At 36.7% G+C, this 11,672-nt stretch carries 15 protein-coding genes; 7 read left to right on the top strand and 8 right to left on the bottom strand.

Annotated features, from left to right (window positions below; translation table 11 throughout):
* From FTU87_RS14530 to FTU87_RS14520, 3 genes are all read left to right on the top strand, one after another.
* Positions 1-686, top strand: a 686-nt coding sequence (locus tag FTU87_RS14530) for a multicopper oxidase domain-containing protein (RefSeq protein WP_180097718.1), incomplete at its 5' end; no start/stop codon positions are given.
* Positions 673-1,011: a hypothetical protein gene (locus FTU87_RS14525; RefSeq protein ID WP_004897649.1), complete on the top strand. Its 339-nt coding sequence runs from the start codon at positions 673-675 to the stop codon at positions 1,009-1,011. The genes FTU87_RS14530 and FTU87_RS14525, both read left to right, overlap by 14 nt.
* Positions 998-1,942: a copper resistance protein B gene (locus FTU87_RS14520; protein WP_004668309.1), complete on the top strand. Its 945-nt coding sequence runs from the start codon at positions 998-1,000 to the stop codon at positions 1,940-1,942. Before FTU87_RS14525 ends, FTU87_RS14520 begins: the two co-directional genes overlap by 14 nt.
* Positions 1,943-2,404: 462 nt before the next feature.
* Here FTU87_RS14520 and FTU87_RS14515 read toward each other — a convergent pair whose 3' ends face one another.
* The 6 genes from FTU87_RS14515 to FTU87_RS14490 form a co-directional block, all read right to left on the bottom strand.
* Complete coding sequence (locus tag FTU87_RS14515; RefSeq protein ID WP_004733205.1) at positions 2,405-2,734, bottom strand: four-helix bundle copper-binding protein; 330 nt, start codon at positions 2,732-2,734, stop codon at positions 2,405-2,407.
* A 360-nt stretch (positions 2,735-3,094) separates the two neighbouring features.
* The gene (locus tag FTU87_RS14510) at positions 3,095-3,349 is read right to left on the bottom strand and encodes a protein L (protein WP_228156254.1); all 255 of its coding nucleotides are present in this window, start codon (positions 3,347-3,349) and stop codon (positions 3,095-3,097) included.
* A 56-nt stretch (positions 3,350-3,405) separates the two neighbouring features.
* On the bottom strand, positions 3,406-3,798 hold the full coding sequence (locus FTU87_RS14505) for a CopG family antitoxin (protein ID WP_004986364.1): 393 nt from the start codon (positions 3,796-3,798) through the stop codon (positions 3,406-3,408).
* Between the two features lie 175 nt (positions 3,799-3,973).
* On the bottom strand, positions 3,974-4,285 hold the full coding sequence (locus tag FTU87_RS14500) for a hypothetical protein (RefSeq protein ID WP_004986363.1): 312 nt from the start codon (positions 4,283-4,285) through the stop codon (positions 3,974-3,976).
* A 243-nt stretch (positions 4,286-4,528) separates the two neighbouring features.
* Positions 4,529-4,960 carry a hypothetical protein gene (locus FTU87_RS14495; protein WP_004986359.1) on the bottom strand — a complete coding sequence of 144 codons (432 nt, stop codon included), beginning with the start codon at positions 4,958-4,960 and terminating at the stop codon, positions 4,529-4,531.
* Between the two features lie 17 nt (positions 4,961-4,977).
* Positions 4,978-5,244, bottom strand: a complete 267-nt coding sequence (locus tag FTU87_RS14490; protein WP_088749624.1) for a mobilization protein — start codon at positions 5,242-5,244, stop codon at positions 4,978-4,980.
* Positions 5,245-5,453: 209 nt separating this feature from the next.
* Between FTU87_RS14490 and mobQ the strand changes: the two genes are divergently transcribed.
* Entirely contained in the window at positions 5,454-6,890 is a 1,437-nt protein-coding gene (gene mobQ, locus FTU87_RS14485; protein WP_159138979.1) for a MobQ family relaxase, read from the top strand.
* 129 nt (positions 6,891-7,019) lie between these two features.
* Here the strand turns inward: mobQ and FTU87_RS14480 are convergent, their stop codons facing one another.
* Positions 7,020-7,199, bottom strand: a complete 180-nt coding sequence (locus FTU87_RS14480) for a hypothetical protein (RefSeq protein WP_005261369.1) — start codon at positions 7,197-7,199, stop codon at positions 7,020-7,022.
* Between the two features lie 303 nt (positions 7,200-7,502).
* On the opposite strand from FTU87_RS14480, the gene repM reads away from it, so the two are divergent.
* Together repM and FTU87_RS14470 are read left to right on the top strand one after the other, a co-directional pair.
* Positions 7,503-8,453 (top strand): replication initiation protein RepM, encoded by a 951-nt coding sequence (gene repM / locus FTU87_RS14475; protein WP_052431316.1) that lies wholly within the window; start codon positions 7,503-7,505, stop codon positions 8,451-8,453.
* A gap of 60 nt (positions 8,454-8,513) precedes the next feature.
* Positions 8,514-9,065 (top strand): plasmid replication DNA-binding protein, encoded by a 552-nt coding sequence (locus FTU87_RS14470; RefSeq protein WP_257220492.1) that lies wholly within the window; start codon positions 8,514-8,516, stop codon positions 9,063-9,065.
* Positions 9,066-9,322: 257 nt separating this feature from the next.
* On the opposite strand, the gene FTU87_RS14465 is transcribed toward FTU87_RS14470, so the two are convergent.
* On the bottom strand, positions 9,323-9,526 hold the full coding sequence (locus FTU87_RS14465) for a hypothetical protein (RefSeq protein ID WP_057979931.1): 204 nt from the start codon (positions 9,524-9,526) through the stop codon (positions 9,323-9,325).
* A gap of 839 nt (positions 9,527-10,365) precedes the next feature.
* On the opposite strand from FTU87_RS14465, the gene FTU87_RS14460 reads away from it, so the two are divergent.
* The coding region (locus tag FTU87_RS14460; RefSeq protein WP_180097715.1) for a multicopper oxidase domain-containing protein at positions 10,366-11,672 on the top strand (1,307 nt) is incomplete at its 3' end.

The following is an 11,672-nucleotide window of genomic DNA, read 5'->3' as shown; positions in this document are numbered from 1 at the left end:
ATATGCAAGGCATGGATCACTCGAAAATGGATCATTCAAAAATGAACCATGGCGATATGCAAGGCATGGATCACTCGAAAATGGATCATTCACAGCATGGCACAGCAAAACCACAAGAAAATGATCAAGTGGTTTATGGTTGGGCAAATGCATCTACACCTGCGGGCAATAAAGCCTTGCAATATAGTGATTTAAAATCTTTAGAACCGCAAAAAGATACTCGTGAAGCTAGCAGTGAATTAGTAGTGCGTTTGGGCGGTACTATGGAGCGTTATATTTGGACGATTAACGGTAAAAAATTCAGCGATGCTGAGCCATTAAAAGTGAAGTATGGCGAGCGTATCCGTATCAAATTTATTAATGACAGTATGATGGCGCACCCCATGCATTTACATGGCATGTTTATGCAGTTGGAGAATGGTCAAGAGTCGGTAGATATGCCGAATAAACACACATTGATTGTACCACCGGGTAAAACAGTGACTGCTTTATTAACTGCGGATGAGTTGGGCGAATGGGCAATCCATTGTCATTTGTTGTATCACATGAGTGCAGGAATGATGAACAAGTTGATCGTGGCAAATGTTAGCGATGAACAAGTGTCTACAACGCCAATTCAAGGTACAAATTCGACTCAAACTCACCAAGTAACTGAGCAAAAAGGAGCTGGACATGCACATCACTAATTTTGTATTTAAAGCGTTTTTTTCTGTTGCGGTATTGAGTTTAACAAGCTTAAGTTTGGCGCACGAAGGGCATCATTCAACTGCTCAGACTGATGGAAAAAATGTACCATCAATGAATCATCAAGCGATGTCTGAGATGGATCATTCACAGCATTCTCCACAAGAGCATGCACAACACATGCAGATGATGGGGAAAATGAATCATGCTGCACATTCAGCACCGATGAACCATCAACATGCAGGTCATCAGCCAATGCATCACAAATCAACAGAGAAACAGCAAGATCAAAAAGTACAGAAAGGAGATCAACATGCGCACCATTAATCTTTTTTCTAAAACTGTTTTAGCAAGCTCTTTGTTGATGGTCAGTGCAGTGAGTTTGGCACATAATGGTGAAGATCATAGTGCGCCTGAAAAAATGACAGTTGCTACATCTTCTAGTCAAAATCAGCCGATGCAAATGGATCGCTCTCAAATGAACCATAGCCAAATGAATCAGGCACAACATCAGGCAACATCTACGGTTAATCATTTACATCATGTACCAGATGCGAATGCTCAGCAGAGTTCGCATTATGATCATCGCTCAGAACACGGTGCGCAAATTTATGCGATTACGACAGTGGACAATAAGTGGCTTGTCAATGAAGATGGCACAGGTGATTTAAAGTCAGAGTTTGAAACCCGTATTGGCACAGATGAAAATAAGGTTTTTATTAAAATTCATGCCGATAAAGAAGAATCACATGATGCACATTATGATGCCAAACTTTTATATAGCCGTATGATTTCAGACTTTTGGGATGCACAGATTGGTGCACGTTATCGTAGTGAAAAAGTTGAACTCAATGATCATCGCAAAGACACCGAAGAAAATGTTGATGCGGTGATTGGCTTACATGGTATGGCGCCATATTTCTTTGAAACTGATGCTTATCTCTATGCGGGAGAAGACAATTATGCGGGCTTTAGCCTAGAAACGGAACGTGATTTTCTGATTACGCAAAAGTTGATTATTCAACCTTATTTAGAGTTGGATGCTATCTTTAGTGATGACTCTAAATATGCGAAAAAAACTGGTTTAAGCAGTGCAACCGCAGGGTTTGAAACTCGCTATGAAATCAGTAAAAAGATCATGCCGTATATCGACATTGCCTATGAGTATTCAAAAGGTAATGATGAAACGTCGTGGCAAATAGAATCAAACTCTGAGAAAGGTTGGTTATATGGAGCTGGTGTTAGATTTAGATTTTAATTAATTTAATGATTACTAAATAGCTTTATTTAAATAAAACTCTAGCTTAGTGTGGCCGGAAGCAAAATGTTAACTTATTTTGCTTCCTTCCATTTAACATAATGGGCGTTATGCGAAACTAGTAGGCTTTACGCGGAATTCTTAGCATATTCATCTTTTGTCTTATATCTTTGTTTTTTACCTATCGGTAAAATATATTCATAACCTATAGAGGAAAAAAGTAGGTAATTAATAAAAAAATTACAGCGACTTATAAGCCTTATAGTTCCGGGAGAGACTATAAGGCTTTTTCTTTATCTTAAAATTCATATATCTATACTATTTTGATAAACAAAAGCATGGCTGAAAGCCATGCTCTGGGAATTCGTATAAGGTGTATTATGTTAATTTTAGGAAAGGCTCTAAGACTAGCAGAATGATTATGTTAGTCTAGAGCCATATAATTAACATTATTGAAGTATTTTACATGGCAATTTTTCGACATTCTTCTGCACACTGACGGCAAGCCTCAGCACATTTTTTACAATGATCATGTGAATGTTTTTCACACTCTTCCGCACAATATTCACAGATCTTAGCACAAAGCTCACAAATCTCTTTGAGGAAAGGTGAGTTATGTTGTTGCATACGCACACATAACTGACAAATATCTGCACATTCTAGACAACGTTGAATACATTCACGCATCATCTCTAAATCTTTTTCTTTTAAACAAGAAGTTGCACATTCAGTACAAATAAGTGAACAGTTTGTACATGCAGAAATACACTCTGAAAATTTCGTATTAATCATTTTTTACTCTCAATTTATATAATCAAAGAAATAATTAAAACATAATTTTTTTCTACTAATTATTTTAAATTATTAGTAAATGTAATACATAATGTTAATTTATATGAATAATGTTAATTTTAACTAAATCTTATTTATATTCCAAATTATTAAAAAACAGTTTTTAATTAGGCTAGATGATCAAGTATCAAAAGCAGCTATTCTTAAAATAACTGCAATAATTTTATCACTTTAAAAATAGATTTTCCCTCTATTTAACATAATGGCGGTTATACGAAAACCCCGGCAGAATGCCGGGGTTTTTATTATATAAATAACTGTTTTTATTAAATATTTTAGTATATTTAACAAATGAAGTTATTAGAGTCCGCAATCGTTTCCTTCAGTATCCGTTCTTACTATTAGTTTCCACTCTATTTTTCCAGCTAATGCAGTATGCTGATGATGATTCTGGGGAGGAAATGGATCATTTTTATTACTAGTTATTTCCTTCTTACAACCTTTACATTTATAAATACCTGAAACAGGTACTGTATCCCCAGCACTATAGGTATTAGCCCACCATTCTTTTGAACTATTTATTTGTACTATAAATTTTTCTGTATCTTTATTCACGATAGCCAATTTAAATCTCCAATTAAAATATAATTTAAATTAATTAATTCAATAACTTATGCCATTTTTCTTTCTTTACCATGTTTTTTTAAAAGTTCTTCTGCATCTTTTAATTGCTGCTCTAATTCCTGATTAGCTTTCATAAGTTCTCTATACATAATTTTCTTTTCAGCCTCGACAAAACGCTTTAATACTTCACGCATTAATGCTTGATACCCCATTTTTTGAGCCTTGCTGATATTTTTCAAATCATCTATAAGATCTTTCGGCAACCGAATTGAAATCATCTGCATATTATTAGATTTATTTAATAACTCATGGAAAGATGCTGGAACCGATGTAGATCTTGCAAATTGAGGATCTGATCCTAATTCTCTACTTTCCCACTGTGTAGCATCATCTAGTTCAAGATCTGCTATTTCAGGTGAATGTTGATCTATATTTTTCATACTCTATACCCATAAACAATTTGTTCGTGTTTTCTTCACGTCACTTTATATAAGCGTATTTAATGTATATCTGAACAAAACCCCATCGACCAAGATGGGGGATTAGTCAGATAACCCGAACACTCTGAACAATGATGAGTCTTCACTGCTCAGAATGTTCAAATTTGTCTAAGAATTAACTGTCTTCTGGAAAGAAGAGATTTAATTCATTTTGATTAGGTTCAAAAGCAGACTTAATAACAATCTTTTGAACATCTTCTAAATAAATAAAACAAACCTTTAACAACCGCCCTGAATCAGTTTCAGAGATGAACCACTTTGTTGGTGGGTTAGTCTTATTTTTTTCCCGAGAATCTTCTAAAAAGTTATTCTCAGTATAGTTAAGAAAGCACTGCGAAACTTCTGCAGGTACCACTGAATGCTTGTCTGCCAACTTACGTCGCACACGAGCAGAAATGATGAGAAAAGGGTCATTATCATCAACCATTATTCTACCCTCAATATGTTATAGTTTTATATATACAATTTGTATATACATCCATTGATTGAAATATCTACTATAACTAAGGATTAGTCAATGAAATAAAAGCAAAAAAATCAATTAATAGAGTAATAAATAACCCAACAACCCATTTTTTGTATATACAAATAGTATATACGTTCTTTTTTAATACATATCAATCTTTTTTTAATAAATTATCTTGTTTAACATCGAATCTCTTAGGGGAGATTACATACCAACTTTAACCACATTGTGGACAGGTTGGATTTTAGAGATAAGAAAAACTTCTAGGGCATTTGCTAAATAAGCCGTATCACGTTCAAAGCCTATTGTAATGATGGACCCAGCATCTTTCAGTCTTGGATCTATCGCAATATATTCAGTTTTATCTTCATTCCATCGGCAATATTTCATTACCCTGGCGCTTAAGCCATTACCACGATAACGGCCAGCACCTCTAGAAGTCCCAACACCGATATAAGTCACTAAATCCCCTTTGATAAACGCATATACACCTTGTTTATCGTAATTAGGAATTTTTCCAAAATTAAAATGTACTGGTGACCATTCAGGAGGCTTTCCTAATAGATCTACATTCCAGTGATGTTCAAAGAATAATTCTGTATTACGTATTAACTCATTAAGTGTTGAATCTTCCACTACTCATCTCTCAAAATTTATAGATTAAAAAGCTTTCGGTCACGCTCATCCGTTAAATACTTATCCATCTGAGCAATTAGTTTAGCTCTGGCTTGTTCATCATCTTCAGTGATTTTTAGCATGCAAGATCCGATCAAAATCTTACGTCTGGTATCATCCTTTCGAGCCTGTTCTTTCTCTTTGGCTCGTTCTCTTGCTAGTGCTGCCTGTCTTTGAGCTTTGAGCTGTTTCAGCTTTTCTTCCTGGGCTTTAATTTTGCTGTCTAGTGTTTCAGTAACGCTCATTAATCCAATACCATCATCCTGGGAAACCATCCCTAACATAAGCGCACTTGAATCTGCATTCAAGGTGCTATATGTATAGTAATGTTTTCCTCGAAGAGCGCACTTATGCAAACTACGTTTGCAAGTACGATTGGGGTCTCCCCAATACCCCGACAACCGTATTCACGGTTGTATTTCACGACGTGAAAATTTAAAAGCGAAAAACAGGCATGGCGATTTACCACTTTTCAGTCAAAACCGTAGCACGATCAGCAGGGCGTTCCGCCACTGCTGCAATCGCCTATCGGGCCGGCGAAAAGATCTATTGTGAACGTGAAGGCCGAGAACATGACTACCGCCGAAAAACTGGTGTGGAATACAAAGAAATTTATTTACCCGAAGGCGCACCAGAGCATTTAAAAAACCGGGAAAAACTCTGGAACGAAGTGGAACAACGGGAAACCCGAAAAAACTCGACAGTTGCCCGGGAATTTGAAATCGCTTTTCCAAGTGAATTAAATCAGGAACAACGCCTGGCCATGCTCGAAGAACTATGCGCCAGTATCGTAGACAGACATCAGGTGGCCGTCGATGCCTGTATCCATGCACCGCATACTGGATCCGGCAGCGATGAACGCAATTATCACGCGCATATCCTGATGAGCACACGTAAGCTCACTCCGGAAGGTTTTACTGAGAAAACCCGGGAACTGGATCAGAAACACAGTGGAGAAATTGAACACTGGCGCGAACACTTTGCCGATATCTGCAATATGCACCTGGATCTAGCCGGATACACCGCCCGAGTCGACCACCGCAGCTACAAAGACCAGGAGAATGGCCTGGAAGCGACCCTGCACGAAGGACCGAAAGTCACCGAACTACGCCGAAAAGGGATTGAGACCGAAATCAGCCGCAGCAATGATGAAATCAAACAGAGAAATCAGGCTCAGCTGCAATACGGCAAAAATATGGATCTGCTGATTGCTGAAAATGAGATAAAACTCAGCACACTGAAAACTGAACAGCAGATCCAAATCAAAAATAGCGCTAAAACGCCACCAATTGACGAAAAAGCCCTATTTGAAGAAAAACAGAGGGAAACCCTTGGCAAAGTGCTAAAACGCGAAATCAGCGTAAAAGACGCGAATCTAGACCTGGATTTTATCCAGCGCAATCTAAAACAAGCCGAAATAAACCTGACCAAGCACCACAAACATCAAAACGAGTTCAATCAGCAGCTTGCCCAGGAGATCGTGAAAAGCGGACTCAAGCAAAGTCATGACAAATTGCAAAGCCTAGTCGATCAACACCACGAATTAACCCAGAACAAACCCTTACTGTTTGGAAAAAAAGCCTGGGAAGCCCAACGTGATGCGATTTACCAGGAACACAAAAAGCTGAAAGGTCAGCATGAACACCAGAAAAAACATGGTGTGAAGGATTTATTGGAAAATGAAAAGTTTAAAGAACATGCCTGGAAGCAGTACCAACAAAAACATCCGGCCAAAGCCAAGCAATACCAGACTCTATACCCATCCTATCAAGTCATTAAAAAATGTGTGGATGAGATCAAAGCAGAACAACAGATGAAACTCAGACAAGAACAACAGCTCAAAGCACAGCAACAAGCTCCTAAAATGAAATCTCGTGGCATGAGTCGCTAAACAGAGCGAGTGTCTACGAGCGAACTGAGAAAATTTGCCCATCCCTTTCCCTGATTACAAGCTCCCTATCCATCAATCACCTACCCTACAGAGCATCCCGCATGGGTGCGAACTTTCCAAGTTTGATTCCTAAATCGAGCGAAGCGAGAAAAAAAGCTCATGAGCGAAGCGAATTCCGAGCTGCTTTTGATCTTGCTTTTGCTTTTTCTCAAATTCACGAAAATATGAACCAAAAATTGCCCCGACGAATCGAGCGAAAGCGAGATTCAATAGAGTTTGAGCGAAGCGAAAACCAAGGGCAATTTTCATGAATTTTCTTTTTTATTTTATATTTATAATATTTAATATTTGAAGCATGTTTTCTTTTTTATTTTCAATAGATTATGATGGTATAAACATAGGTTTTATCCGTTTCAAACATAGGTTTTATCCGTATAAACATAGGTTTTATCCGTTTCAAACATAGGTTTTATCCGTTTCAAACATAGGTTTTATCCGTATAAACATAGGTTTTTATTTTACTATTTAAATGAGTATTGTTATGATGATTCCCTAAGTAAAAAATTTATCTAGATTTTGGTAAATCCATATAATGTTTATAGGGAAATAAGAATGAGCCGTTCAGAAAATTTAGACATGTCGATTCTTGTCTCTAAAGCAAATGATTTAGTAAAAGCTCATTATAAAATGACTGTTGTTGAGCACAGATTGTTCAATATCGCTTTATCAAAAATTCGTTCTAATAAGATTACATTAGATAATAATGTACCAATTACCATTTCAGCTCATGAATATGCAGATCTGTTTTCAGACACCATAGATGGCGGTTATAAAGCCCTTAGAACGGCTGTAGATACTTTATTTGAACGCCAGTTCACATTAGAGCGAGAAATCTCAAATACTAAAAAACACGTTAGAACATATAGATTTATTCAAATGAAGGGATATCTTGAAGGTGAAGCTAGAATTGAAATTCAATTTGCTAATGACGTCTTACCATTTGTAAGTGAGCTAGCTAATAAATTTACTCAAATTGATCTTCAACATACGGTTGATTTAAGCAGTCAATATGCCAATCGCTTATATGAAATTCTTAAAGAAGTGCAGAACTATAAAGAGCAAAAAGTTTTTCTAGAGTTGGACGATCTTCGATCTAGGTTCGGTATCGAAAATAAATATAAAACTATGTCAAATCTAAAAGACAATGTCCTGGACTTAGCTGTCACTCAAATAAATAAGAGCAAAGCCTGCGATATATATAACCTTCAATATACTAATAAGAAGGCAGGGAAAAAAATTATAGGATTTGAGTTTACCTATAAAATTAGAAAGCAACCAAAGAAGTCAGATATAGCTATACAACCTATAGTTTTAAAAATGACTGATTCGCAACGTTATCTTTTTGCTAATAAACTCTCTGGGCTTACCGAGATGAATAAATATTCTCAAGGTACAGAAAGTTACTCTCAATTTGCTGTTCGCATTGCCGAAATGTTGCAGGATCCACTTAAAATTGAAGAATTACTGCCATATCTAAAGAAAGTAGGATTTAATACAAAATAAACTTCATGTTCAGATTGGATGTTCACATGAACATCCTTGTACACGCACTGAGGGATTACATTGAACACAACAAAATTCAGCGTCATGGATGCAAGTAAAGCCTTTAAAAAATCACGTACAACAATATATGAGGCTTTAAAAAATGGTGAATTATCAAGAGATCATGATGGTCTTATAGACTTATCTGAACTTATCAGAGTTTATGGCAATCCAGTCGGTGTTCAGTCCAGTACACGTACTGAACAAGTTCAGAAGGATGTACAAGTACACGTTCAATCTGAGGTTGAAAGTGTATTAAAAGATCAAATTTCTTTACTCAAAAATCAGTTAGATTTAGCAAATCAAAGAGAAAAGTCTTTGATGCAACATATTGAAGATCTTACTTATAGAATTGAGTTTAAAGGCACCTTAGAACAGCCAAAACAAGAAAATATTAATCAGCTAGATGGATCTACTAATTCGAATATAGCAACAGATCCTCGGTCACAGGCTGAATCGAACTATGACGGATTGACTACTTCAGAGAATAAACGTATCCCTGTTCCAGAACACGTTGAGCCTGAACCTAAGAAGAGAAGCTTCCTGAGCCGTTTTTTCCTTCCCTATGGTTAACCAGGACTCCAATTTTGTGATGAGCCAATTTCAGTGCAAGCACATGAAATAGTGACTCATCACAAAATCGGATGATGTTTATTAAAACTGAATAAAACCGTGGAACATTGCTTATTTATTGAGCGTGGAACATAAAAAACAATAAAAAAGCCCGATCTGGAGGATACGGGCCAATCAAAATGATATACATCATTGATTAATAAAGACAATTATAACGCATTTCGTATAAGGTGTATTATGTTAATTTTAGGAAGTCTTTACAGTTGGCCTTCAAGTAACTGACCTATTTCTAACCTGGTATAGCCACGTTCTTTAAAAATCAAAATAATTGCTTTTTTATAATCTTCAGAAGTAGAAGTCTTATATTTAGTTATCAGTTGATTCTCAGAATTCAGCTCTAGATCATTTTTGATGGTCAATACTTCGCTAGAGATCCTATTAAAGATATTTAGGTTAAACATACAGGCACTCGTCATCCGTTATAGCGGCCCGACTACAACAAACACCTGCCTTAGCTTAGCTAGACACCCTTGGCCGCAAGGATTACAAATTAGACAAGATTCTGCAAGTTTTGCAGAATTGAGAGCCTGAATATTCGACGAAATTATTGTTCACTTAACATAATGGTTGTTATACGAAATAGAAAAACCTAGGCACTGGCCTAGGTCTTAAATTTTAAAAAATACATAAAAATTAAGGCTATAGTCTCAATTTTTTAACTTCGTATAACGTGTATTATGTTAATTTTAGAGAAACTACTAAATTATATTGAGTTGTAAATAGTTGAAATTCCGTTAAGATATTTTGGATTAAATTCTATTCCTAGATAGCATTCATGTTGACTCATCTCTCCAAAAAACTTTGGTTTTGTTTTCTTATGGTTTTTGCCATAGGATGGAGTAGTGTGTCTGTTGCATCAGTAAAGATAATGCATATCAATATGCAAACTGAAATGAGCCAAGATCATTGTTTAGATCAAGCACAGCAAGTCACTCAACATGGTATTAATCACGAAGTACAGACGAATACCGATTGCCATAATCATTTAGCTATTAATCAGAATATAGATCACAAAAAGTGTCAGGAATGTTCTAGCTTATCCTGCCAGACACAGATCTCATGTCTTCATTCTTTGCAAAGCTCGCTAGATCCCCTAGATACCTTCTATTCTATAGATCAGCCTAATTTTTATTACCTCAACCAATATCTAAATGGGTATTGGCAAGAAATTTCACGTCCTCCTAAAACTTAACCAATTTTTTTTAAAATTTATTTATTTTTCAAAAATTAAGGTTAAGTTATGTCTCATAAAATTAGTTCGTACCTATTAGCAGGTATTTGTTTTGCATCGTCGCCTTTGGTTTTTGCCGAAGTGCGTGAATATCAGCTTGTTATTGATGAAGCAGTGGTCAGCCCAACTGGAAAGCCTGTAAAGCGCATTACCGTAAATGATCAATTTCCTGCGCCTTTGCTTGAGTTTGAAGAGGGTGATGAAGCCATCATTCGCGTGAAAAATAATTTAAAAAACCAAGATTCTTCTATTCATTGGCACGGACTGTTGTTGCCGGGCATTATGGATGGTGTACCAGGATTTAATGGTTTTAACGGTATTAAGCCTCAAAGCGAGTATGTTTATAAATTCAAGATTCGCCAAAGCGGGACTTATTGGTATCACGCTCATTCTAAAGGACAGGAACAAGACGGCTTATATGGTTCTTTTGTGATTTATCCAAAAGGTAAAACACCATTGGCAGCACATGAAAAAGCTGAACGTGACTATGTGGTGATGTTGTCAGATTTTCATGAAAAAACCAGTGATCAAATTCAGAAAGATCTTAAAATTTCAGCTGAATATTATCAAGATCAGCGTGAAACCTTGGGTGATGTTTGGAAGCAGGTTAAACGTGATGGCATAAAAGCGACATGGTCTGACCGCAAAATGTGGAATCAGATGCGTATGCTAAAAACCGACATGTCGGATGTTACAGGTTATACCTTCCTCATTAATGGCAAAACACCTGAACAAAATTGGACAGGAATGTTTAAACCGAATGAAAAAATTCGCCTACGTTTTGTGAATGCATCTGCGATGTCTTTCTACGATGTCCGTATTCCTAACTTGAAAATGACTGTGGTCAGTGCTGATGGTCAGCCTGTAAAACCTGTTGCTGTGGATGAGTTTCGTATTGGCACAGCTGAAACTTATGATGTGATTGTGGAGCCCAAAGGCGGACATTATCAAATTGAAGCTGAGTCAATTGACCGTGCAGGCTATGCGATTGGTACACTGCACAATGAATTAAATCCTATGACACATGGCATTCATATGCCTGCACCACGTCCACGCTCACTTTTGACCATGGAAGATATGGGACATGGTGGCGGTGATCATGCAGGAATGGATCATTCGAAAATGAACCACGGCAATATGCAAGGCATGGATCACTCGAAAATGGATCATTCAAAAATGAACCATGGCGATATGCAAGGCATGGATCACTCGAAAATGGATCATTCAAAAATGAACCATGGCGATATGCAAGGCATGGATCACTCGAAAATGGATCATTCACAGCATGGCACAGCAAAACCACAAGAAAATGATCA

It is taken from the genome of Acinetobacter sp. YH12156 (assembly GCF_013418235.1).
Classification (GTDB): Bacteria; Pseudomonadota; Gammaproteobacteria; order Pseudomonadales; family Moraxellaceae; genus Acinetobacter; species Acinetobacter pseudolwoffii.
This window is presented reverse-complemented; position numbering and strand designations above follow the sequence as displayed.

Coding starts and splice junctions, on each gene's coding strand:
- FTU87_RS14525 (WP_004897649.1), top strand. CDS start 673: ATGCACATCACTAATTTTGTATTTAAAGCGTTTTTTTCTGTTGCGGTA.
- FTU87_RS14520 (WP_004668309.1), top strand. CDS start 998: ATGCGCACCATTAATCTTTTTTCTAAAACTGTTTTAGCAAGCTCTTTG.
- FTU87_RS14515 (WP_004733205.1), bottom strand. CDS start 2,734: ATGATTAATACGAAATTTTCAGAGTGTATTTCTGCATGTACAAACTGT.
- FTU87_RS14505 (WP_004986364.1), bottom strand. CDS start 3,798: ATGAAAAATATAGATCAACATTCACCTGAAATAGCAGATCTTGAACTA.
- FTU87_RS14500 (WP_004986363.1), bottom strand. CDS start 4,285: ATGGTTGATGATAATGACCCTTTTCTCATCATTTCTGCTCGTGTGCGA.
- FTU87_RS14490 (WP_088749624.1), bottom strand. CDS start 5,244: ATGAGCGTTACTGAAACACTAGACAGCAAAATTAAAGCCCAGGAAGAA.
- mobQ (WP_159138979.1), top strand. CDS start 5,454: ATGGCGATTTACCACTTTTCAGTCAAAACCGTAGCACGATCAGCAGGG.
- FTU87_RS14480 (WP_005261369.1), bottom strand. CDS start 7,199: ATGAAAATTGCCCTTGGTTTTCGCTTCGCTCAAACTCTATTGAATCTC.
- repM (WP_052431316.1), top strand. CDS start 7,503: ATGAGCCGTTCAGAAAATTTAGACATGTCGATTCTTGTCTCTAAAGCA.
- FTU87_RS14465 (WP_057979931.1), bottom strand. CDS start 9,526: ATGTTTAACCTAAATATCTTTAATAGGATCTCTAGCGAAGTATTGACC.